The 21,412-nt window shown below is 63.4% G+C and carries 21 protein-coding genes; 6 read left to right on the forward strand and 15 right to left on the reverse strand.

Going from position 1 to position 21,412, the window contains the following annotated elements; translation table 11 throughout:
• The first annotated feature begins 13 nt into the window (after positions 1-13).
• A complete protein-coding gene (locus ACR9YP_RS16180; RefSeq protein WP_438106419.1) occupies positions 14-823 on the forward strand; it encodes an ABC transporter substrate-binding protein in 810 nt (269 codons plus the stop codon).
• Here ACR9YP_RS16180 and ACR9YP_RS16185 read toward each other — a convergent pair.
• From ACR9YP_RS16185 to ACR9YP_RS16205, 5 genes are all read right to left on the reverse strand, one after another.
• Positions 797-1,495: an ABC transporter permease gene (locus ACR9YP_RS16185; protein ID WP_091896353.1), complete on the reverse strand. Its 699-nt coding sequence runs from the start codon at positions 1,493-1,495 to the stop codon at positions 797-799. The two genes, ACR9YP_RS16180 and ACR9YP_RS16185, sit on opposite strands and share 27 nt — an antisense overlap.
• Before the next feature lie 160 nt (positions 1,496-1,655).
• Positions 1,656-2,360, reverse strand: a complete 705-nt coding sequence (locus ACR9YP_RS16190; RefSeq protein WP_474220407.1) for an MIP/aquaporin family protein — start codon at positions 2,358-2,360, stop codon at positions 1,656-1,658.
• The gene (gene arsC, locus ACR9YP_RS16195; RefSeq protein ID WP_091896359.1) at positions 2,360-2,770 is read right to left on the reverse strand and encodes an arsenate reductase (glutaredoxin); all 411 of its coding nucleotides are present in this window, start codon (positions 2,768-2,770) and stop codon (positions 2,360-2,362) included. The genes ACR9YP_RS16190 and arsC overlap by 1 nt, the downstream gene beginning before the upstream one ends.
• A 16-nt stretch (positions 2,771-2,786) precedes the next feature.
• Positions 2,787-3,266 (reverse strand): ArsI/CadI family heavy metal resistance metalloenzyme, encoded by a 480-nt coding sequence (locus ACR9YP_RS16200; protein ID WP_474220408.1) that lies wholly within the window; start codon positions 3,264-3,266, stop codon positions 2,787-2,789.
• Between the two features lie 11 nt (positions 3,267-3,277).
• Complete coding sequence (locus ACR9YP_RS16205; protein WP_474220409.1) at positions 3,278-3,616, reverse strand: ArsR/SmtB family transcription factor; 339 nt, start codon at positions 3,614-3,616, stop codon at positions 3,278-3,280.
• 243 nt (positions 3,617-3,859) lie between these two features.
• Between ACR9YP_RS16205 and ACR9YP_RS16210 the strand changes: the two genes are divergently transcribed.
• The 4 genes from ACR9YP_RS16210 (at position 3,860) to ACR9YP_RS16225 (ending at position 8,072) form a co-directional block, all read left to right on the forward strand.
• Positions 3,860-4,711: a 3-hydroxybutyryl-CoA dehydrogenase gene (locus ACR9YP_RS16210; protein WP_438106423.1), complete on the forward strand. Its 852-nt coding sequence runs from the start codon at positions 3,860-3,862 to the stop codon at positions 4,709-4,711.
• A gap of 138 nt (positions 4,712-4,849) precedes the next feature.
• On the forward strand, positions 4,850-5,314 hold the full coding sequence (locus ACR9YP_RS16215; RefSeq protein WP_370987741.1) for a group III truncated hemoglobin: 465 nt from the start codon (positions 4,850-4,852) through the stop codon (positions 5,312-5,314).
• Between the two features lie 263 nt (positions 5,315-5,577).
• Positions 5,578-6,231 carry a QcrA and Rieske domain-containing protein gene (locus ACR9YP_RS16220; RefSeq protein ID WP_438106425.1) on the forward strand — a complete coding sequence of 218 codons (654 nt, stop codon included), beginning with the start codon at positions 5,578-5,580 and terminating at the stop codon, positions 6,229-6,231.
• A gap of 113 nt (positions 6,232-6,344) precedes the next feature.
• Complete coding sequence (locus tag ACR9YP_RS16225; protein ID WP_370987743.1) at positions 6,345-8,072, forward strand: methanol/ethanol family PQQ-dependent dehydrogenase; 1,728 nt, start codon at positions 6,345-6,347, stop codon at positions 8,070-8,072.
• A 228-nt stretch (positions 8,073-8,300) separates the two neighbouring features.
• Here the strand turns inward: ACR9YP_RS16225 and ACR9YP_RS16230 are convergent, their stop codons facing one another.
• From ACR9YP_RS16230 to xoxF5, 7 genes are all read right to left on the reverse strand, one after another.
• The gene (locus ACR9YP_RS16230; protein WP_438106427.1) at positions 8,301-8,558 is read right to left on the reverse strand and encodes a hypothetical protein; all 258 of its coding nucleotides are present in this window, start codon (positions 8,556-8,558) and stop codon (positions 8,301-8,303) included.
• A gap of 54 nt (positions 8,559-8,612) precedes the next feature.
• Positions 8,613-10,925, reverse strand: a complete 2,313-nt coding sequence (locus tag ACR9YP_RS16235; protein ID WP_474220412.1) for a xanthine dehydrogenase family protein molybdopterin-binding subunit — start codon at positions 10,923-10,925, stop codon at positions 8,613-8,615.
• A 1-nt stretch (position 10,926) separates the two neighbouring features.
• Positions 10,927-11,379 carry a (2Fe-2S)-binding protein gene (locus ACR9YP_RS16240; RefSeq protein WP_091896387.1) on the reverse strand — a complete coding sequence of 151 codons (453 nt, stop codon included), beginning with the start codon at positions 11,377-11,379 and terminating at the stop codon, positions 10,927-10,929.
• Between the two features lie 631 nt (positions 11,380-12,010).
• Positions 12,011-12,574, reverse strand: a complete 564-nt coding sequence (gene gfa / locus ACR9YP_RS16245) for an S-(hydroxymethyl)glutathione synthase (RefSeq protein WP_438106429.1) — start codon at positions 12,572-12,574, stop codon at positions 12,011-12,013.
• Positions 12,575-12,606: 32 nt separating this feature from the next.
• On the reverse strand, positions 12,607-13,716 hold the full coding sequence (locus ACR9YP_RS16250; protein WP_128945313.1) for an S-(hydroxymethyl)glutathione dehydrogenase/class III alcohol dehydrogenase: 1,110 nt from the start codon (positions 13,714-13,716) through the stop codon (positions 12,607-12,609).
• A 60-nt stretch (positions 13,717-13,776) separates the two neighbouring features.
• Positions 13,777-14,268, reverse strand: coding sequence for a c-type cytochrome, methanol metabolism-related (locus tag ACR9YP_RS16255; RefSeq protein ID WP_091896454.1), 492 nt, complete (start codon positions 14,266-14,268; stop codon positions 13,777-13,779).
• 111 nt (positions 14,269-14,379) lie between these two features.
• Positions 14,380-16,185 carry a lanthanide-dependent methanol dehydrogenase XoxF5 gene (gene xoxF5, locus ACR9YP_RS16260; protein ID WP_474220413.1) on the reverse strand — a complete coding sequence of 602 codons (1,806 nt, stop codon included), beginning with the start codon at positions 16,183-16,185 and terminating at the stop codon, positions 14,380-14,382.
• Between the two features lie 514 nt (positions 16,186-16,699).
• Between xoxF5 and ACR9YP_RS16265 the strand changes: the two genes are divergently transcribed.
• Positions 16,700-17,668, forward strand: a complete 969-nt coding sequence (locus ACR9YP_RS16265) for a helix-turn-helix domain-containing protein (RefSeq protein ID WP_091896399.1) — start codon at positions 16,700-16,702, stop codon at positions 17,666-17,668.
• Positions 17,669-18,298: 630 nt separating this feature from the next.
• Here ACR9YP_RS16265 and ACR9YP_RS16270 read toward each other — a convergent pair.
• Genes ACR9YP_RS16270 through ACR9YP_RS16280 form a run of 3 tightly spaced genes read right to left on the reverse strand, consistent with a single transcriptional unit; the run spans position 18,299 to position 21,257 of the window.
• Complete coding sequence (locus tag ACR9YP_RS16270; RefSeq protein ID WP_438106431.1) at positions 18,299-19,228, reverse strand: type 2 periplasmic-binding domain-containing protein; 930 nt, start codon at positions 19,226-19,228, stop codon at positions 18,299-18,301.
• A complete protein-coding gene (locus ACR9YP_RS16275; RefSeq protein ID WP_438110630.1) occupies positions 19,225-19,581 on the reverse strand; it encodes a c-type cytochrome in 357 nt (118 codons plus the stop codon). Before ACR9YP_RS16275 ends, ACR9YP_RS16270 begins: the two co-directional genes overlap by 4 nt.
• Positions 19,582-19,592: 11 nt before the next feature.
• Entirely contained in the window at positions 19,593-21,257 is a 1,665-nt protein-coding gene (locus ACR9YP_RS16280; RefSeq protein ID WP_474220414.1) for a methanol/ethanol family PQQ-dependent dehydrogenase, read from the reverse strand.
• Between the last annotated feature and the right edge of the window lie 155 nt (positions 21,258-21,412).

Genomic DNA, 21,412 nt, shown 5'->3' on the forward strand with positions numbered 1-21,412 from the left:
TTAGGGAGGACGTATGAGAAAGATTGCTGCCATCGGAGCGGTTCTGCTCTGGTCCACCATCGCTTTCGCGCAGGATCGCACCATCACCGTGGCCTCGACAACGTCGACGGAACAGTCGGGGCTGTTCGGCTATCTGCTGCCGCTGTTCTCGAAGGCCGAGGGCATCGAGGTGAAGGTCGTTGCCGTCGGCACCGGCCAGGCTCTTGACATCGGGCGGCGCGGCGATGCCGACGTGGTGTTCGTTCATGATAGGGCTGCCGAGGACAAGTTCATGTCCGAAGGCCAGGGCGTGAAGCGCTTCGACGTCATGTACAACGACTTCGTCATCGTCGGTCCAAAGAGCGATCCCGCGAAGATCGCCGGCGGCAAGGAGGTCACTGATGCGCTGCGCAAGATTGCGGCTGCGAAAGCGCCGTTCATCTCGCGCGGCGACAAATCCGGCACCCATGCGGCCGAGCTGCGATTGTGGAAGGAAGCGGGTGTCGACATCGGAGCCGGCAAGGACGGCTGGTATCGGGAGATCGGCCAGGGCATGGGACCGGCGCTCAACATGGCCTCGTCGTCGAATGCCTATCTTCTGTCGGACCGCGGCACCTGGCTCTCGTTCAAGAACAGGGGCGAACTTGCCATCCTGACCGAGGGCGACAAGCGACTGTTCAACCAGTATGGCGTCATGCTGGTGAATCCGGCAAAGCATCCGAACGTCAAGGCGAAGGACGGGCAGGCCTTCATCGACTGGCTCATCTCATCGAATGGGCAGGATGCGATCGCAGGCTACAAGGTGGGCGGCGAGCAGCTATTTTTCCCCAACGCGTCCCACTAGCAAGAATGCGATGGTCGACACCGCGACGCTGAGCGCGAGCAGGATCAGCCCGAGCCCCAACGCCAGCGGCAGGTCGCCCTTGCTGGTCTCCAGCGCGATCGCCGTTGTCATCGTGCGGGTGAAGCCCCGTATGTTGCCGCCGACGATGATGATGGCGCCGACTTCCGCGATGGCGCGGCCGAAAGCCGCGAGAAAAGCCGTCAGCAGCGAGGTCCGGCCGAGTGCAAACAGCAGTGCCATGCTGCGCAGAGCAGACAGTCCGTCGATCCGCGCCAGATCGCCATACTCCGCCCACAGCAGGCTAGCCGGACGGTGCACCAGTGCCACCACGATCGGCGTCGCGAGCAGCGTCTGTGCGATCACCATGGCGGTCGGTGTGAACAATAGTCCTCCCGCCCCGAGCGGGCCGGACCGCGACAGCAGGAGGTAGAGCGCGAGCCCGACCACGACCGGCGGCAGGCCGAGCAAGGCATTGGTCAGGATGATGATGACCTGACGTCCGCGGAAGCGCGTGATCGCAAGCAGGGCCCCGAATGGTGCACCGATCAGCAGCGCGACGATGCTCGCGGTCAAGCTGACGCGCACCGACAAGGCGACGATGCCGAGCAGTTCGGCGTCGGCTTCGCCGATCAGCGTGAAGGCCGCACCGGTGGATCGTGCGAAATCGTTCATCCGGCCGGACGCTTTCGCGTCGGGCAGGATGCGTCGGGATCGTCGATATCGCGCAATCGCATCACGGATTGGTCTCTGCGAGTCTTTTGACATCGACAGAATACTCGGGCGAGACGATTTGGACAGGCGATTTAGCGGAAAATAACCGTCAAGTGCCGCGTTATGCAGGCTTTCCCGACGCGATCGGGGTGGCGTTCGGTTTTACAGAGGCTGGGCTCCAAAGCCAGCGCGCCAGCACAACGGCAAGAACTGCCCCGACGAATTGAGCGGCGATGAAGCCTGGCACGTCTCGCGGGGCGATACCCGCGAACGTATCAGACAGCGCGCGGGCGATGGTGACCGCGGGATTGGCGAACGACGTGGATGACGTGAACCAGTAAGCCGAAGTAATGTAGAGGCCGACGGCATAAGGAACCGCGGCGGGTGTCCGATACCGGACGCCAAGGATCGTCGACAGCAGGCCGAAGGTCGCCACTGCCTCGGCCAGCCATTGTCCGGCGCCGGCGCGTTCCGTGAGCGAACGCTGGAGAACTGGAAGCTCGAACATCAGATGTGCGATCTCAACACCGGCGATGCCGCCGCCCACCTGAGCGACAAGATAGATCGCGGCGTCCGTCCATGACGTTTCGCCGCGCAAAGCCAGGGCCAGCGTCACCGCTGGATTAAAATGCGCTCCCGAGATCGGAGCGAGCATCAGGATCAGCACGACGAGGATTGCGCCCGTGGCAATCGTATTGCACAGCAGTGCCAGCGCGACGTTTCCGCCGGCGAGCTTTTGCGCCATGATCCCCGAGCCGACGACGGCGGCGAGCAGAAACGCCGTCCCTAGCGATTCGGCGAAGGCACGCTGTCCCAGGCCCGGCATCAGGCGCCGCGATCGAGCCTGACGCGCTCGCCATCTTCCTTGACGAATTCGCCTTGTTGCGCCGGCAGCAGATCGAGCACCCGTTCGGAGGGGCGGCAGAGCCTGACGCCGTTCGGCGTCACCACGATCGGCCTGTTGATCAGGATTGGATGCGCCATCATGGCGTCGAGCAGCTGATCGTCGGTCAGCGCCGCGTTGTCGAGCCCGAGCTCCGCATAGGGCGCCGCCTTCTCGCGAACCGCCTCGCGCACCGAAATTCCCATGCGCGCGATGAGCTGCTGCAACAGCGTGCGCGATGGCGGCGTCTTCAGGTATTCGATCACGTGCGGCTCGATGCCGGCGTTCCGGATCATCGCCAGTGTGTTGCGCGAGGTGCCGCAATCGGGATTGTGATAGATGATCGCATCCATGGTGGAATCCTCGTGCTCAGCAGCACGCCTGCGACGCTGTGGGCGCTGCCTGCGGCGCGCAGCAGGCCGATTGCTGCTCCTGCTTCTCGTGAGCGACGCGCGCCCGGTTCTCGCCGCTGCCGTCGCCGTAATCGGTGCTCTCGCCCGTGGTGTAGAAGGTTTCCCAGGCGATGCCGGCTGGATCATCAATCCAGGATTTCTCCGACTTGGCATAGCAGCAGGTGATCTGCCCTTGCTCGACCACGTTGCCGCCGGCCCGGCGCAGCCGCGCATAGACTTCCTGGAGTTCCTCGCCGGTCTCGACCTGGATGCCGAGATGGTCAAGGCCAGCCGCGCGGCCACGCGTCGAGATCGCAAAATTCACGCGGGGGTCTTCCAGCATCCATTTGGCATAGTCGGATTTCACGACCGAGGGCTCGCTGGCGAACAAGGCGGAGTAGAACCCGATCGAGTGGGAGAGATCCTCGACGGATACGTGAACGTGCAGGCGCTTCATGGTCGGTCCTTTCAGGCTGGCACTTTGCTGCGCTTTCGCGCGGGTTTCGAAGGCGTCGCCGGAGCGCACGACACGCCGCCGCAGCAGTTCTCGGTCAGGAAACCGACGAGCGCGTTCATGGTCTCGAACCGCGCCGCATAGATCATCGAGCGTCCCTCGCGCCGGACGGTCACGAGTCGGGCCGTCCGCAGCCGGTCGAAATGGAAGGTCAGTGTGTTGGGGGCGAGATCCAGCGTTTCGGCGACCGCGCCGGCAGTCATGCCGTCGGGGCCGGCCTGCACCAGCAGGCGGAAGACCTCAAGACGGTTGTCCTGTGCAAGCGCGGCGAGCGCCGCGACGGCATCGTTCATTTCCATATTTCAACGATTATGGAAATAACGAGCGGCTGTCAATCGAGATTGTGGTGGGTCTAGCCCAATCTCGATTTGACGGTCGGTCGCCGCCGTTCAGCGCTTGGCGCTTTATTCCCGCCTCGGATGCTTTATGGAAGGGGCACGATCAGGTCGCACCCGCCCGGTGGGGGTGCTAGACCCTGGTGCAGGAACAACAGGGCTGGGCCGTCCTGGCCCCCCAAGAATGAAGGATGTGAGGCAATGATCCAAACCGTTGGCATCATCGGGGCAGGGACCATGGGGAACGGCATCGCGCAGGTCTGCGCGGCGGCCGGGCTTTCGGTCGTGATGGTCGACATTTCCGATGCTGCGGTGAACCGCGGACTTTCGACCGTCGGTGGCAGTCTCGAGCGGCTGGTCAAGAAGGAGAAGATGTCGGCTGCCGATCGCGAGGCGACGCTCAAGCGCATCACCGGCACGACCGACCGGTCGAAGCTGTCGGATTGCGACCTCGTCATCGAGGCGGCGACCGAAAACGAGGAGCTCAAGGTCAAGATCCTGAAGGATCTTTGCGCGACGCTGTCGCCGCGCACACTGGTGGCGACCAACACCTCCTCGATCTCGATCACCAAGCTCGCCGCGGCAACCGATCGTCCCGACCGGTTCATCGGCATGCACTTCTTCAACCCCGTGCCGGTAATGGCCCTGCTCGAGCTCATCCGCGGCCTGCAGACCTCCAACGACACCCACGCCAAGGCGCTGGATTTCGCCAAGCGCGTCGGCAAGGTGGCGATCACGGCCAAGAACAGCCCGGGCTTCGCCGTCAACCGCATCCTCTGTCCGATGATCAACGAGGCGATCTTCGCGCTCCAGGAAGGCATCGCGACGGCGGAAGAGATCGACGCCGGCATGAAGCTCGGCTGCAACCATCCGATCGGGCCGCTTGCGCTGGCCGATCTCGTCGGCCTCGACACCATGCTTTCGGTGATGGAGGTCTTTTACAAAGGCTTCAACGACCCCAAATACCGTGCAGCCCCCTTGCTCAAGGAAATGGTCGATGCCGGCCATCTCGGCCGCAAGACCGGGCAGGGCTTCTACATCTATAGCGCCTGAAGAAAGGCATCGGCGGCGGGCACTCAGCGTCCGCCGCCAGATTCCGCAATTTGCGCTGCGACAAAGACGCCGCGCGCAATTGGCCCGACAATGTCGAATGGGCGGATCGCGGGAACATCGGAACGGATAACGAAGGACATGTCGGATCGACTGAAGGCCGAGCGCGAGGCGGCGGCTGCGCGGCGGAACCTGCTCACCCAGGATGCGATCGAGCGCACCGGGATCACCGAGGAGATGATCGGGGAACTCGTCACCCGCTTCTACGGACGCGTGCGCGAGGACGCACTGCTCGGTCCGGTCTTTGCGATCGTCCTGAACTGGGATGAGCATCTCGTCAAGCTCAGGGATTTCTGGTCGTCGGTCGTCCTGATGAGCGGCTGCTATCATGGCTCGCCGATGCGGGCGCATTTGCCGCTGAGCCTGGTTGGCGATCATTTCGATCGCTGGCTCGACCTGTTCGAGCAGACTGCGCGCGAGGTCTGCCCGCCGGCGGCGGCCGCGCTCTTCATCGACAAGGCACGGCGCATCGCCGACAGTTTCGAAATGGCGTCGGCGACAGTCGCAGGCCGTATCGCGTCTCCGCGTCACGTGCTCCGGTCCTGACGACTGATCGGCCTGTCTGCAAAATACGCAGCTCCTTTGCTTCGCTTTTGCGTTGCGACTGAGATCGCGGTGCACCAATTCCAACAGCATCGGCCTGATCTGCAAAATCATCATGCCAATCGCGTGGCATGACGTTGAAATTGCGAAAACGCGCTTGAATGCGTTCACCCTCGCTCAATCAAAGCGAGCAAAGCCATATTGATGCACTGCGGCGCCAACTCTTCGCCTTGTTTTCGGCAGAGTTCCAGCGCCTGCTAGCGTGCATGTCGCGCTCATCGTTCACTCCCAATTCTGCATCCTCCGAGAATTCCACGGAACCCGAAGTCGACGCGGGCATCGAGCAGACGCGGCGAACGCTGCTGCTCGGCGCGCTTGCGAGCACCGCTTGCCTCGGCTGTTCGCCACCGGCGCGCGCGGGTGAAGATCCGCCCGGCTCCGACGAACGACCCCAAAAGGGTGACGTGCTGGTCTTCTCCGAAGGCGACAAGGAGGGGAAACTCATTACTGCGGCCGATGTGCCGGCCGGCGGGCCGCCGATCCATGCCTGGCCGAAGGATCCCAACACGTCAGTGGTGCGCAGCGCCTCGCGCCTCAACGAGATCCTGATCATCAAGCTCGATCCCGCCGAGCTCGACGAGAAGACCCGTGCGCGTGCCGTCGACGGCATCATCGCCTATTCGGCGATCTGCTCGCACGCGGGCTGTCCCGTCACCGCTTGGGTGAAGAGCGATGTCGGCGACCAGGAGGTGTTCAAGTGCATGTGCCACAATTCCGAATACGATCCCCGCGCGGGCGCGCAGGTCGTGTTCGGGCCAGCGCCGCGACGGCTTGCGGCGCTGCCGCTGGCACTCGCTGACGGTTCGCTCAGCGTCGCCGGCAATTTCATCGGAAAGGTAGGTGGCGCGCAGCCAGGATGACGGACGGTGCGGGCCGTGCCCGCGTCACGAGAGGCCGCATCCGCCGATGGGCGGACGGGACGAACGACAAGAATTCACAACAAGAATTCAAACGGATGAAAAGGGGAACGTCCATGTCCAGGAAGCAATGGTTACTGTCCGGCTTCGTCGCCTTCACGTGTCTTGCCTCGACCGCCGCCATATCAGGCCCGATCGAGAATTATTCTCCGGTCACCACGCAACGGCTGGAAAATCCGGAACCCGGCAACTGGATGCTCTACCGGCGCACGTATGACGGGCAAGGCTACAGTCCGCTCGACCAGATCAACGCCTCGAACGTGAAAAACCTCACGCCGGCTTGGACCTTCGCTACGGGCGTCGTCGAAGGCCACGAGGCGCCGCCGATCGTCAATAACGGCGTAATGTTCGTGGCGACCCCGATGGGGCAGGTGATCGCGCTGAACGCGAAGACCGGCGACGAATACTGGCGCTACAAGCGGCAGCTCCCCGACGATCTGTTCCAGCTGCATCCGACCAGCCGCGGCGTCGGCCTGTGGGAAGACAAGCTCTATCTCGCCACCACCGACGACCACGTCGTCGCGCTCGACGCCAAGACCGGCAAGGTGGTGTGGGACACCAAGGTGCAGGACTACAAGAAGGGCCAGTACATGACCCTGATGCCGCTGATCGTCGACGGCAAGGTCATTGTCGGCGGCTCCGGCGGCGAATTCGGCGTGCGCGGCTATGTCGCCGCCTACGATGCCAAGGACGGCAAGGAGTTGTGGCGGACCTTCACCATCCCCGGCGAAGGCGAGCCCGGTCACGACACCTGGCAGGGAGAGGACTGGAAGAACGGCGGCGGCTCGGCCTGGATGACGGGCAATTACGATAAGGAGACCAAGACGATCTACTGGGGTGTCGGCAACGCCGCGCCATGGCCCGGCGAAACCCATCCCGGCGACAATCTCTACACCTCCTCGGTGCTCGCGCTCGATCCCAATACCGGCAAGATCAAGACCCATCATCAGTACCACCAGAACGATTCCTGGGACTGGGATGAGGTCGATGCGCCGATGCTGATCGACCTGCAGCGCGACGGTCGCAACATCAAGAGCCTGGTCCATCCGGGACGCGACGCCATCTTCTGGGTGCTCGAGCGCACGCCGACCAAGATCAACTATGTCGCCGGCTGGCCGTTCGTCTCCACGGACGTCTGGAAAGGCATCGAACCGGAGAGCGGCAAGCCGATCGTCGATCCCGCGCACAAGCCGGTGATCGGCAAGCGCGTGGAGTTTTGCCCCTCACTCTGGGGCGGCAAGGATTGGCCGTCGGCGGCCTACAGCCAGAGGACTGGCCTCGTCTACGTGCCCGCCAACGAGAATTTCTGCGGTGGGTTCACCGGCGAGAAAGTCGCGCTGAAGCCTGGCGAACTCTGGCTCGGCACCAAGCCGGAGGATATCGGTCTCAAGGCGAAGCCCGGCGCGGATCATTTCGGCGAGCTCCAGGCCTGGGATCCCGCAACGGGCAAGAAGGTCTGGCAGCACAATTTCCCGAAGTCGCAACTGTTCGGATCGGTGACGGCGACCGCAGGCGATCTCGTCTTCGTCGGCGGCACCAACGACCGCAACTTCCGCGCCTTCAACGCCAAGACCGGCGAATTGTTGTGGGAGCAGAAGACCAACTCCGGCATCATGGGCATGCCGGTGTCCTATGAGATCGACGGCACGCAGTACGTCGCGATCCAGTCGGGATGGGGTGTGGACGCACAGCGCATCCAGGATGCACTTGCGACCAACAACATTGGCATCGAAGCCAACGTCCCGCAGGGCGGCGTCATCTGGGTGTTCGCGCTGAAGAAATAGCTCCGCAGGCGGATCGAAAGAGGCGGAGCAGCCGGGGGGTGGCGAATGCGGCGGACGGTAACGTCCGTCGCATTCTTGCTAAAGTGATGACGCCCTTGCTGCGCAATCTCGTCATGCCCGGGCTTGTCCCGGGCATCCACGTTCTTCGTGTTGAGACAAAGGTCGTGGATGGCCGGGACCAGCCCGGCCATGACGGCGTGGCAACATCAGTGCACCAAACTCGGAGCGCTACTTGCCCTGGCGCTCGACCTTGTCCTTTTCCTTCTGGTTCATATCCCGAACCTTCGGATCAGGGTTGCGTTGCCCGGTGGTCTGGCTGGTCGAGGCGGGCGGGGCGTTGGCGTTGGGCAGGGAGTTCTGGTCCGGCGCTGTGGGGCGCGTCGCCGTGGTCGGCGGGGCGGTGTTGCTCTGGGCGAACGCGCTGGCGGTCGTCAAAAGAAAGGCGCCCGACAGCGAGACTGCGAGCGCCTTTAAGATGTCGGTCATCGATCCGCTCCTGTCAGATCGATCGAAACGGCCCGAGGCCGCTTGTGTTCCGACTCACGCTTCCAATTGCTTGCCGATCGGAAGCGAGCGGATGCGTTTTCCCGTCGCCGCGAAGATCGCATTGATCAGCGCCGGCGCGAACGGCGGAACGCCGGGCTCGCCGACGCCGCTCGGCGGCGTGTCTGATGCGGGCGGCACGATGTAGACGTTGGTCACCACAGGAGATTCATCGATCCTGACGACCTGGAAGTCGTCAAAATTCTTCTGCTGGACCTTGCCGTCCTTGAAGGTGATCTCGCCATATTTGGCGATGCTGAGCCCCATGATCGCCGCGCCCTCGATCTGCGAGGCAATGCGCTCGGGGTTGACATAGGTGCCGCAATCGATCGCCGTGTCGACCCTTGGCACGGTCAGCTTGCCCTTGTCGTCGACCGCGACCTCGACGATGGTCGCGATGTAGCTGACGAAGCTGCGGTGCACGGCGATGCCGAGGCCGTGGCCCTTCGGGACCTGACGGCCCCATTCGCCCTTTTCGGCGACCAGCTCGACCACCTTGCGCAGACGCGCGGTGTCGATCGGGTAGCTGTCCTGGGGCTCGCCGTAGTTCCAGAGGTCCTTCACCGCAGGCTTGACGATCCGCGGGCTGCCGATCAGCGCGAGCAGGGTCTCCTTCTGGTCGCGGCCGGTCGCCTGCGCGATCTCGCCGACCATCGATTGCACCGCGAAGGCACGCGGGATGTTCGAGACCGACCGGAACCAGCCGATGCGGGTATGTGCGGCCGCCTCCGGATTTTCGCAGGAGATGTTGGCGATCTCGAACGGCATGTCGACGAGTCCCATGCCGATCTCGAACGGCGCCTGGTGCACGGTGCCGGCGGCAAACGTCGAGGCGATGCTGGGCGCCACGCTGCGGTGACGCCAGGCGATCACCTTGCCGCTCTTGTCGAGGCCGGCCTCGATCCGTTCGACCGAGACGGTGTGTAGGAAGCCGTTATGGATGTCGTCCTCGCGCGTCCACTGCACCTTGACCGGCGCGCCGAGCTCCTTGGAGAGCAGCGCGGCTTCGAGCGCGAAGTCGCATTTCGATTTGCGTCCGAACCCGCCGCCGAGCAGTGTGACGTTGACGGTGACGTTGCCTTCGGGAATGCCGAGCGTCTTGGCGACGTCCTCGCGGGTGCCGCCGGGGCTCTGCACCGGCGCCCAGATCTCCGCCTTGTCCCCCTTGACGTCGGCGACCGCCACCGGCGGCTCCATGCTGACATGGGCGAGATGCGGGATGTAGTACTCGCCGACAATGACCTTGTCGGCGCTCTTCAAGGCCGCGTCCGCATCGCCCTCCTGACGCAGGACGAGGCCGGGCTTGCGCGAGGCCTCCTCGAGCTCCTTGCGGTAGGCGACGGAGTCGTATTTGCCGTTGGGGCCGTCGTCCCACACGAGCTTAAGCGCGTCGCGGCCCTTGATCGCAGCACCAGTGTTGCGCGCGATCACGGCGACGCCGCCGAGCGGCTGGAATTTCGACGGCCATGGCCAGCCGCGCACTTGCATCACCTTCTCGACGCCGTCGATCTTCAGCGCCGCGTCCGGATCGAACGAGACCAGCTTGCCGCCGGTCACCGGCGGCCGCGCGATCACGGCATATTTCATGCCGGGCAGTCGCACGTCGGCGCCGTAGCGCGCCTTGCCGGTGGTGATGTCGTGGAGATCGACGATGCCGATCTGGCCCTTGGTGAGATAGCGGAAGTCCTTGGGGTTCTTCAGCTTGAGGCCTTCGATAGCAGGCACCGATTCCTTGGCGGCATCGGCGGCGAGCTCGCCGAAGCCGAGCTTGCGTCCGCTGGAGCCGTGGACGATATCGTGATTGACCGCCTTGACCTCGGTCGCCGGCACGCCCCAGCGCTTGGCCGCGGCCTGCTCGAGCATGGTGCGGGCCGAGGCGCCGATCTGGCGCATCGGCATCAGATAGTGCCGCGTGCTGCGCGAGCCGTCGGTGTCCTGGTTGCCGAACTTGACCTCGTCGCCATGGGCCTGCTGCACCTTGACCCTGGACCAGTCGGCTTCCATCTCCTCGGCCACGATCAGCGGCAGGCTGGTGCGCACGCCGGTGCCCATTTCCGAACGATGCCCGACGATGGTGACGATGCCGTCCGGGGCGACCGAAACGAACACCCGCGGATCGATCACGACGCCGTGCGGCATCTTTCCCGCGCCTGTTTCATAGGCGAATGCCTGGCGCGACATCACGGGTGCTGCAAGCACGAAGCCGCCGGTGACGCCGAGCCCCTTCAGGATGCTCCGGCGCGAGACTTTCTCGACCCTGATGTGCTTTTCGAAGCCGCGAAGCTTGCGGGGATTGTCGATGAAATTCATGTCACACTCCAGTCGATGCGAGATGGACGGCGTTCTCGATGCGCTGGTAGCAGCCGCAGCGGCAGATGTTGCCGGACATCGCCTCGCGAATCTGGTCGTGCGAGGGCTTTGGGTTGTCCATCAAGAGTGCTGCGCCCTGCATGATCTGGCCGGCCTGGCAGAAGCCGCATTGGGGCACGTTGAGCTCGCGCCAGGCCTTCTGCACCGGGTGATCGCCGGTAGGGTGCAGTCCCTCAATCGTCGTGACCTCGCGTCCGGCAACGTCGTTCACCGACGTGATGCAGGCGCGCACGGCCTGCTTGTCGACGATGACGGTGCAGGCGCCGCACAGGGCCTGGCCGCAACCGAATTTGGTGCCGGTCAGTCCGGCCTCGTCACGCAGGAACCAGAGTAGCGGGAGATCCGGGTCGCCGTCCCAGCTCTGTTCCTGGCCGTTGATCTTCACCTTGATCATGATCGTCCCTCGCTCTTCATAAGCCTGTTCAATTCAAAACTAACGACGCCGACCGGGCGTATGCCGGTTGCGTCGTGTCGCCGCATTCCGGCCGCATTATCCCGCGCGGGCAGATCCCGGCGGGCGGCAGGAATACAAATCGCAATGTCCGGATGTGCTCGATACCTCCCGTTTTGTTCTTAATTGTTTGCATTTCGCGCGGCATCGTGACGGCGCGACCGTAGCAGAGATCGCGCCGGACCGGCGTTCACAGCCGAGTGTTCTCACCCGGAAAGATTGCATCGATGGTTTGTCAAAAGCAGGGCGCGGCTTGATGCCGCGCTGCTTATGAGACGGGCGCAACCAAAAAAGCTTCGTCCGCCAGGAAGAGACTGCGCGGACGAAGCAGGATGCCTCAGTCGAGGGAGGGAGAACGCAGCACCGCGAACTTCAAGCCGGAAGCCGGCGGCCCTGCGCAGTCATTCAGAGACCAGGACTGAGGAGCTGATGGCCCTCACATACGCGTGGTGCAGAAGCGCGGCATCGCCGCGACGGTCCCGGACAGGGACCGATTCGGTTCGCTGGCGGTGGTCGGCACCAGCGAACCGATAGGGCTTGAGAGGGCTCGGCGGCCCTCGCTCGGGCGGCCTTCTTAGGCGGCCTTGGATTTCGCCACGTGGGTCGCGATCGCGTCCATCAGCGCCGGCGACAGGCAGTCATAGGGCTCCAGCCCGATCTCCTTCAGTCGCGCACGGATGCCCGCCATTTGCTCCGGCTTCACGCCCGATTCGATCACAGAGGAGACGAAGGCGGCGAATTGCGGCGCCTGCGAGCCCTGCTCCTGGAACAGCTCGGGATGGATGAAGTCGAGGCCGTAGAACGGATGGCCCTTGTTCTCGATGCGGCCGTACATGTGCGTGCCGCAGGCCTTGCAGGCGTAGCGCTGGATCACCGCGGCGGGATCGACGATCTGGAGCTTGTCGCCGTTCTCGAGCACGGTGACGTTCTGGCGCGGCACCACGGCGACGACCGAGAAGGTCGCGCCCGGCGGCTTCCAGCACTTGGTGCAGCCGCAGGCGTGGTTGTGCGCGACGTCGCCCTTGATGCCGACCTTCACCGGATGGTCCTTGCATTTGCAGACCAGCGTGCCGCCGGCGAAGCTGCCGCTGCCTTGTTTGATGCCGTTGTCGATCGATGGATGGAGTGCAACAGTCATGGGTCGATCCTCCTGGGTGTGATGGCAGTGAGCTAGAACACGACGACGGAACGGATGGATTTGCCCTCGTGCATGAGGTCAAAACCCTTGTTGATCTCTTCGAGCTTGAGCGTGTGGGTGATCATCGGATCGATCTGGATCTTTCCGTTCATGTACCAGTCGACGATCTTCGGCACGTCGGTGCGGCCGCGCGCGCCGCCGAACGCGGTGCCACGCCAATTGCGTCCCGTAACGAGCTGGAACGGCCGCGTGGCAATCTCCTTGCCGGCTTCGGCGACGCCGATGATGATCGAGGTGCCCCAGCCGCGATGGCAGGCTTCCAGTGCCTGGCGCATCACCGTCGTGTTGCCGGTGCAGTCGAAGGTGTAATCGGCGCCACCGTCGGTGAGGCCGACGAGGTGCTGGACGACGTCGCCGGTGACCTTCTTCGGGTTGACGAAGTGAGTCATGCCGAAGCGGCGGCCCCAATCTTCCTTGGAATCGTTGATGTCGACACCGACGATCTTGTCGGCGCCGGCCATCTTGGCGCCCTGGATCACGTTGAGGCCGATACCGCCGAGGCCGAACACGACGACGTTAGAGCCCGGCTCGACCTTCGCAGTGTTGACGACGGCGCCGACGCCGGTGGTCACGCCGCAGCCGATGTAGCAGCTCTTGTCGAACGGCGCGTCCTCGCGGATCTTGGCGACAGCGATCTCCGGCAGCACGGTGAAGTTCGAGAAGGTCGAGCAGCCCATGTAATGGTAGATCGGCTTGCCTTTGTAGGAGAAGCGGCTGGTGCCGTCGGGCATCACGCCCTTGCCCTGCGTCGCGCGGATCGCGGTGCAGAGATTGGTCTTCTGGCTGAGGCAGCTTTTGCACTGCCGGCATTCCGGCGTGTAGAGCGGAATGACGTGGTCGCCCGGTTTCACCGAGGTCACGCCGGGACCGATCTCGCGGATGATGCCGGCGCCCTCATGGCCCAGGATCGACGGGAAGATTCCTTCGCTGTCGAAGCCGTCGAGCGTATAGGCGTCGGTATGGCAGATGCCCGTGGCCTTGATCTCGACCAGGACTTCGCCGGCCTTCGGTCCTTCCAGGTCGACCTCGACGATCTCGAGCGGCTTCTTGGCTTCGAAAGCAACGGCTGCACGTGTCTTCATCGTAAACTCCTCAAATCTTCGTAGGACGCCAGGACGTCGTCGCGGCGATCCTGGCAACGTTCATTTCTTGCCCATGCAGGCGTCTTCCGCCTTGGTGTAGGCTTCTGTCTTCTCCTCCTTTTTGGAGGGACGCTGCCGGCCCCACGCGTCGGTGGAGCGGGCGCGCAGATAGACATAGAGATCGTCCATGTAGCAGGCGACGTTCGGGTTGTCGCCGAAGGCCGGCATGACGTTCTCCTGCGCGGTCGAGATGTTCTTGCGACCGGAGGCGATCACGCCGATAAAGTCGCCATAGCTCATCGATTTGACGGAATCCTTCAGCGCCGGTGCGTAGGTCGATCCCATGCCGTCGGGGCCATGGCACACATGGCAGTCTGAGTGATAGCGGCGGTATCCGGAATAGGTGAACCAGTCCACGGTGCCGTCGGCCGAAATCTTGTAGGTCGGGTTTCCTTCCTTATCGAGCCACTTCCCGTCGTCTTCCTTCTTCACCGCGGTCGGGTCTCCCGGACCGTCCGCGACCGCAACTCCTCCGGACGCAACGAAGATTATCACAGCAATGGCAGAGCAGATTTTACGCAAGAGATTTTCCTCGAAGGCGTTCGGTGGAGACGAGCCGGCGCGTGGAGTTGATCCACGCGCCGGAGCGATGCTGAGCGGGGCCTAGTTCGGCAGCGAGAACACGGTCAGCGTACCGCCGAGCGCCGTGTAGTTGCTGAGGGCCGCGTAGCCACCGACGGCGCCGAGACCGGCGGTCGGATCGGTCAGACCTGCTGCCAGACCGATGCCGGCCCAGCCACCCACGCCGGAGAGCACGGCAACGTACTGCTTGCCATTGTTCTCATAGGTGGTGACGTTGCCGATGATGCCGGAGGGAGTCTTGAACTTGTAGAGCTCCTTGCCGGACTTGGCATCGACTGCCTTCAGGTAGCCTTCGAGCGTGCCGTAGAACACCACGCCGCCGGCGGTTGCGAGCGCACCCGACCAGACCGAGAACTGCTCCTTGTTCGACCAGACGATCTTGCCGGTCTTGCCGTCCCAGGCGATGAAGTTGCCCATGTGGCTTTCACCCTGCGGCGGATACATCGAGAGCGTCGCACCCACATAGGGCTGGCCCGCGGTGTAGCTCACCTTGAACGGTTCGTAGTCCATGCAGACGTGGTTGGTCGGAACGTAGAACAGCTGCGTGTCGGGCGAGTAGGCTGCCGGCTGCTCGTCCTTGGTGCCGAGCGCGGCCGGGCAGATGCCCTTCACGTTGACGTCCTCGCCCGCCTTGTCGGTCGAAGCTGCGTCAAGCACCTTCGGACGGCCGTAGGTCGGCGAGCTCTTGTTCATGTCGACGCCGGAGGTCCAGTTCACCTTCGGATCGTACTTTTCGGCGACCAGGAGTTCGCCGTTCTCACGGTCCAGGGTGTAGCCGAGGCCGTTGCGGTCGAAATGGGTCAGGAGCTTGCGAGGCTGCCCATTGATCTGCTGATCCGTGAGGATCATCTCGTTGACGCCGTCATAGTCCCACTCGTCATGGGGCGTCATCTGGTAGACCCACTTGGCCATGCCGGTGTCCGCGTCGCGCGCGAAAATGGTCATCGACCATTTGTTATCACCGGGACGTTGCTTCGGATTCCAGGTCGAGGGGTTGCCCGACCCGTAATAGACCATGTTCAGAGCGGGATCGTAGGAGATCCAGCCCCAGGTGCAGCCGCCGCCGATCTTCCACTGATCGCCCTGCCAGGTCTTCAAGCTGGAGTCAGCTCCGACCGGCTTGCCGAGCGACGTCGTCTTGGCCGGATCGAGCTTGATCTGATCATCCGGACCTTCGGAATAGGCGCGCCAGACCTGCTTGCCGCTCTTGAGGTCGTAAGCGGTGACGTGGCACTGCACGCCGAATTCGCCGCCGGAGATGCCGACCAGGACCTTGTCCTTGACGACCAGCGCGGCCGACGTACCGGTCTCGCCCTTCGCAGGATTGCCGTTGGTCGCCGACCAGGCCACTTGGCCGGTCTTGGCGTCGAGCGCGACGAGGTTGGTGTCGGCCTGATGCAGGATGATCTTGCCGTCGCCGTAAGACAGGCCGCGGTTGACCGTGTCGCAGCACATCACCGGGATGACGTTCGGATCCTGCTTCGGCTCGTACTTCCAGATGATCTTGTTCTCGTTGGAAAGGTCAATAGCATAGACCTTGTTCGGGAACGGCGTGTGGACGTACATCACGTTGCCGATGATCAGCGGGCCGCCTTCGTGCCCACGCAGCACGCCGGTCGAGAAGGTCCAGGCGACCTGGAGCTTGCCGACGTTCTGTGCATTGATCTGGTTCAGCTTGGAATAGCGGGTATTGGCATAGTCGCCCGCCGGCATCACCCAGTCTTTCGGGTTCTGCGACATCTTGATCAGCTCGTCATTAGCTGAGGCGCTGCCGACGGCGAGAGCCGCCGCGGAGCCAAGATAGGTCGCCAGTAGCACCTTGCGCATAGTTAATTCCTCCGTTGGTCGTTTATTGTTTCCGAAGCATTGCTTAATCACCGGGCTTCTCGTCCGGCGTCTGCTCGTGCAGGGCGGTCACGATCGAGACCAGAAACGATGCTGTGCTGTTTCCTCCTCCTGATGAGAGCCACGGGTCCGTGTGTGCAGGAGCGGCCCGTTCTTGTTGTTCCTGCCGCAATCCCTAACGACTTCGTCAACGGGAAACTTGCCCAAGAGAGAAGCCGGTTTGCTCGACAGCGCACGGGCGCGAAGATTTTGATTTTGCAGTAGCGAATTCAGCGGTTTCCGCGCCGGCTTGCGCGGCCGTCCGCGCCCATGTTCCCCTTGACGGCGGTGCAACTAAGGCGGAGGATTAAGTTTCAAGGGTGGCAATGGAACGGAGGCGCAAGTTCCAAAAGATCGCCTAAGTTTGAGGTAAACGTCACGCAATCACGGCTGAGGGCTCCAGCAGCGCTGGTCGCGATTCGCGTCGAATCTCCGGATCAAACCAGTGGCTGGATCAATGTCCGACACAATTCACACGCTCTCGACGACCGGGCTGACGCCGAAGCGGCAGATCCAGAGCTGGATCGATGGTCTGACGAGCCTGTGCGGCTATTTCGACGTCGATCCGCTGGAGGCCTCCTCGCTCGAAGGTCGCATCGACTACACCACCGTTTCGCGCCTGAAGCTCTGCCAGATCGAGGTCAGCCAGCACCGCATCGCGCACACGATGGCGCGCGCCAAGGCAAACGAACATCCCTACATCAAGATTCACTTCCAGACCTACGGCGTGTCCTATTTCGAACAAGAGGGCCGCCACATCGAACTCAACCCTGGTGACATCATCGCCTATGACGTCTCCTGCCCGCATTCGATCATCAGCCCCGCCTTCACCCGCCACGACGTGGTGATCGTGCCGAAGGCGCTGCTGCGCGACCGCGGCTTCCCCTCGCAGCGGATGCCGGCGTGCAAATTGTCGGCGAAGACCGGGACGGGGCGGATCGCCCATGATTTCGTCCACGCCACCTTCGACGAGGCGGCGAAGCTGTCGGCGAACAGCGCGGTCGGCGTGGCCGATTCGCTGATCGACCTCTTGCTGCTGCCGCTGCGCGAGGCCGACACGATGTTCGACCGTGTCGGACCGGAAGCGATGTATGTGCGCGCGCAGTTCTTCATCCGCGAGCATCTGCGCGATCCGGATCTGTGCATCGATCAGATCTCGACCGAGCTCGGCTGCTCCAAACGCTATCTGCACATGCTGTTCTCGGAGCGCGGCACGACGGTGAGCGACTACATCTGGCAGGCGCGCCTGCAGAACTGCCGCCAGGAGCTCGAGGCCCACGCCGGCAAGACCATCACCGACGTCGCGTTCTCCTGGGGCTTCTCCAGCTCATCGCATTTCAGCCGCGTATTCCGGAAATATTTCGGCGTGGTGCCGTCCTCGATCCACAAGGCGCAGCAGGGCACCGCGAGCTCGAACGAGCATTAGAGCATGATCCGGAAAAGTGTGCAGCGGTTTTCCGAAAAGATCATGCTCAAACAATAACCTCAAGCGCGACAACGACTCGTCCTAATCCCATCTCGCTTTAGGCTCGTCGCGCTGCGGCCGGTCACCGACAATGTTGTGCCGGCCGCGTAGCGTCGGCCGCGACGCCTGTCACGCCGACATGGCGATATAGGGAAGGCTGGCCAGGAGAGCGGCAAGCAAGCGCGACCGCGCCTTCTCCTGGTTCAAGCCGGCTCGAGGCCGAGCGACTTCGCGCTCTCGATCCAGACCGGCAATTCGCGCTGATACAGCGCATTGGTTTCCTTGGTACTGCATCAAGCCGTCACTGCCATGGCCGACAGGCGAGACAGATTGGCGCATTGGAGGGAGGTTGTCCTGTTCGGCTCATCCGGGCGGCCGCGCTTTCCGCACGTCGGGAGCCTCCTAAGCCAGCGAGCCGATTTTGACGCGCATTCGCCGCACGCTCGCTGTCATGCCCCGCGAAGGCGGGGCATCCAGTACGCTGCGGCCTTTCGGTTCAATCGCAACCGCCTCTGGGATACTGGATCGCCCGCCTTCGCGGGCGATGACAATGGAGCGCGTGGCGGCGCCATCGCTCTTCGCGACCAACTCTCACCGCTGAATGATCTTCATCCAGACGTCGCCGAGGATCGCAGGCTCGCGCGGCGGCAGATAGGTGAGGCCGGCCTGCTTGCCGAATTCGGCGATCTTGCCTTCGGCGGCAAGCTGGCCAAGCGCCGTGTTGACGGCCTCGATCAGCGCGGGATCGCTGGCAAGCCCGACATAGCCGCGATTGGCGCCGATCGGATAGTAGTAGCCGGACGCGGTGATCGCCGTATCGGGGTGCGCGGCGCGATGGGCGTCGAAGCGCGCAAGATCGACCAACGTCGCGTCATGGTCGCCGCGTTGGAGCGCGCCGAGGAGGTCGTCGCGGCCGGGCACGAGATGGGTGATGTTGTCGATCAGGCGGCCCTTGTCGAAGGTCATCAGGATGGCATCGCCGAGCGAGCCGCTTTCGATGACGAGGCGAAGGCCGGCGAGATCGCCAATGTCGCCGATCTTGCGGCCCTTCGCCTTCGGCCCGAGCACCACCGTCATCGGCGAATAGACGTAGGGCTGGCTCGGCGTGAGCACGCCGAGCGCGACGCGGCGCCGCCGGTCCTCGCGCGTGGCGCCAGCGAAATCCGGCAGGCGCGCCGTCTTCATGCCGGGCTTGACGAGAGAATCCGTCGTCAGCGCGTAGCCGCCGACCAGCGCGCAGCGTCCGTCCGAGAGCAGCGCATTGGCCTCGAGCTGTGGGCTGGAATCCTCATCGAGCTTGCTCTCGAACCACTGGATCGTCAGGGGCCGTCGCAGGCGCTCGGCGACCGCCTGCGCCAGCAGCACGTCGAAGCCCGCATCCGGCTTGCCCTTTTGATGCACCGAGAGCGGCGGCCGGCCTTCATCAAGACAGATCCTCAGCGGGTCATCCGCCGCGCGTGCAACCGTAGGCGCCGCCGCGAGGATCGCGGCAACGCTCCACGCGGCGAGCCAACGCCTCATGGCTTCCTCCGGCTGGAGATGAAGGCCCAGAGGTCCCCGATCTGGTCGTCGTTGAGGATGTCGCCCCAGGGCGGCATCTTGTTGTTCTTGCCGTTCTTCACCGTGGTGACGAAGCGCGTCTTGTCGTCAGGGATCGCGCGCAGGTCCGGCGTGATGGTGCCGGAGTTCATCAGGTTGGGGCCGTGGCAGTGCGAGCACTTTTCGGCATAGGTCGATTTGCCGTGGTCGATCTGTGCCTGCAGAGGATTGCCGGTTGCGTCGTCCGCGGCACGAACGGTCGCCACAAACGCGACCGCCAGCACCGCGACGGCGGCGAAGATCGCCGCCGTCTTGTGAGATATCTCCTTCAGCATCGTGCCTGTGGTCACTGCTTGACTGCAAAGACCCACAGCGAGCCGCCGGGCGGCACATTGGCCAGTCGTTCGTCACCGGAGAACAGCGAGTAGACGCCGCCATAGCCGCTCGTCACTGCGACATATTGCTCGCCGTCCTGCTGCCAGGTGACCGGCTGTCCCTCGATGCCGGAGCCGGTCTGGAACTGCCAGAGCTTCTTGCCGCTGTCGGCATCGAAGGCCTCGAACTCGCCGGTCAGCGCGCCCGTGAACACGACGCCGCCTGCGGTCGACAGCACGCCGGAGAAGCGCGGGATGTCGACGGGGGCCTCCCACTTCGCCTTGCCAGTCAGGGGATCGATCGCCTTGAGATGGCCGCGCGGGCCGTCTCCGTACTCCCAGAGGTCGGTCAGGTCCATGCCGAGATACCATTCGCCCTGCTTGAAGGTGACGGGCTCGGTCTTGTACCTGCCGCCGAAGGCGAGCGTGTTGGCATAGGCCAATCCGGTCTGCGGATTGAACGACATCGGCTCCCAGTTCTTGCCGCCGAGGATCGACGGATAGACGGTGACCTTCTTGCCTTCGCGCGCGTCCTTCGAAACGTCGGTCTCGATCGGACGTCCGGTCTTCATGTCGATGCCGGTCGCCCAGTTGACCTTCACGTATGGGTTGGCCGCGAGCAGCTTGCCGTTGGTGCGGTCGAGCACGTAGAAGAAGCCGTTGCGGTTGGCGTCCATCAGCACCTTGGTCGGCTTGCCCTCGACGTTCATGTCGGCGAGCACCATCTCGGCCACGCTGTCATAGTCGAACGGATTGTTCGGCGAGAACTGGTAGTGCCACTTGATCTTGCCGGTCTTGGGATCCATTGCCAGCACGGAGCAGGTGTAGAGATTGTCGCCGGGTCGCACTGCTGAGTTGAACGGGCCGGGATTGCCGATGCCCCAATAGACCGTGTTCAGCTCGGGATCGTAGGACCCGGTGATCCAGGTCGAGCCGCCGCCGAGCTTCCACGTATCGCCCTTCCAGGTGTCGCCGCCGGGCTCGTCCGGTGAGGGGATCGAGTGGGTGCGCCAGAGATGCTTGCCGGTCGCCGGATCCCAGCCGTCGATGAAGCCGCGCGTGCCGAACTCGGCGCCGGAGATGCCGGTGATGACGACGCCGTCGGCGACCAGCGGGGCCACCGTCATCGAATAGCCTTCCTTGATGTCGGCGGCCTTCTGCCGCCACAGCTCCTTGCCGGTCTTGGCATCCAGCGCGATCACATTCGCATCCAGCGTGGTGCGGTATACCTTGCCGTCGTAGAGCGCGGCGCCGCGATTGATGATGCCGCAGCAGACGATGCGCGGCGTCTCGGCGGGATACTCGACCTTGGTTTTCCAGATCTGCTTGCCGGTCTTGGCGTCCACCGCCATGGTCGCATTGTGCGAGGTCACGTAGATCACGCCCTGGTACACCAGCGGCTGCGATTCCTCGCTGCGATCGTCGTTGAAAGAGTAGTTCCAGACCGGGACGAGGTTCTTGACGGTGTCCTTGTTGATCTGGTTCAGCGTCGAGAAACGCTGGAGATTGTAGCCCATCCCGTAATTGAGAACGTTCGATGTATCGGTCGCGCCCTTGACCAGTTGCTCGCTGGTCTGTGCGCTTGCACACGTCGATGCAAGCATGACGAGGCTCGCGGCCATCGCAAAGCGTTTCATCCGTTCCTCCCAATATGCGCGTCTTTTGACGCTGCGGGAACAACACTCCGCCCGAATGCAAAACGCGTCAATACGAAAGTCGCGAGTGCGACGCCAACATGTTGAATGCCGGAGGGCCAGTCACCTGACGGAAACCTGACAGCCCGCTCTCACTT

Source organism: Bradyrhizobium sp. BR14999 (assembly GCF_056106085.1).

Excerpts from the sequence above, each read along its gene's own strand:
- ACR9YP_RS16180 (WP_438106419.1), top strand. The coding sequence starts at position 14 with ATGAGAAAGATTGCTGCCATCGGAGCGGTTCTGCTCTGGTCCACCATC.
- ACR9YP_RS16185 (WP_091896353.1), bottom strand. The coding sequence starts at position 1,495 with ATGAACGATTTCGCACGATCCACCGGTGCGGCCTTCACGCTGATCGGC.
- ACR9YP_RS16190 (WP_474220407.1), bottom strand. The coding sequence starts at position 2,360 with ATGCCGGGCCTGGGACAGCGTGCCTTCGCCGAATCGCTAGGGACGGCG.
- arsC (WP_091896359.1), bottom strand. The coding sequence starts at position 2,770 with ATGGATGCGATCATCTATCACAATCCCGATTGCGGCACCTCGCGCAAC.
- ACR9YP_RS16200 (WP_474220408.1), bottom strand. The coding sequence starts at position 3,266 with ATGAAGCGCCTGCACGTTCACGTATCCGTCGAGGATCTCTCCCACTCG.
- ACR9YP_RS16205 (WP_474220409.1), bottom strand. The coding sequence starts at position 3,616 with ATGAACGATGCCGTCGCGGCGCTCGCCGCGCTTGCACAGGACAACCGT.
- ACR9YP_RS16210 (WP_438106423.1), top strand. The coding sequence starts at position 3,860 with ATGATCCAAACCGTTGGCATCATCGGGGCAGGGACCATGGGGAACGGC.
- ACR9YP_RS16215 (WP_370987741.1), top strand. The coding sequence starts at position 4,850 with ATGTCGGATCGACTGAAGGCCGAGCGCGAGGCGGCGGCTGCGCGGCGG.
- ACR9YP_RS16220 (WP_438106425.1), top strand. The coding sequence starts at position 5,578 with ATGTCGCGCTCATCGTTCACTCCCAATTCTGCATCCTCCGAGAATTCC.
- ACR9YP_RS16225 (WP_370987743.1), top strand. The coding sequence starts at position 6,345 with ATGTCCAGGAAGCAATGGTTACTGTCCGGCTTCGTCGCCTTCACGTGT.
- ACR9YP_RS16230 (WP_438106427.1), bottom strand. The coding sequence starts at position 8,558 with ATGACCGACATCTTAAAGGCGCTCGCAGTCTCGCTGTCGGGCGCCTTT.
- ACR9YP_RS16235 (WP_474220412.1), bottom strand. The coding sequence starts at position 10,925 with ATGAATTTCATCGACAATCCCCGCAAGCTTCGCGGCTTCGAAAAGCAC.
- ACR9YP_RS16240 (WP_091896387.1), bottom strand. The coding sequence starts at position 11,379 with ATGATCAAGGTGAAGATCAACGGCCAGGAACAGAGCTGGGACGGCGAC.
- gfa (WP_438106429.1), bottom strand. The coding sequence starts at position 12,574 with ATGACTGTTGCACTCCATCCATCGATCGACAACGGCATCAAACAAGGC.
- ACR9YP_RS16250 (WP_128945313.1), bottom strand. The coding sequence starts at position 13,716 with ATGAAGACACGTGCAGCCGTTGCTTTCGAAGCCAAGAAGCCGCTCGAG.
- xoxF5 (WP_474220413.1), bottom strand. The coding sequence starts at position 16,185 with ATGCGCAAGGTGCTACTGGCGACCTATCTTGGCTCCGCGGCGGCTCTC.
- ACR9YP_RS16265 (WP_091896399.1), top strand. The coding sequence starts at position 16,700 with ATGTCCGACACAATTCACACGCTCTCGACGACCGGGCTGACGCCGAAG.
- ACR9YP_RS16270 (WP_438106431.1), bottom strand. The coding sequence starts at position 19,228 with ATGAGGCGTTGGCTCGCCGCGTGGAGCGTTGCCGCGATCCTCGCGGCG.
- ACR9YP_RS16275 (WP_438110630.1), bottom strand. The coding sequence starts at position 19,581 with ATGCTGAAGGAGATATCTCACAAGACGGCGGCGATCTTCGCCGCCGTC.
- ACR9YP_RS16280 (WP_474220414.1), bottom strand. The coding sequence starts at position 21,257 with ATGAAACGCTTTGCGATGGCCGCGAGCCTCGTCATGCTTGCATCGACG.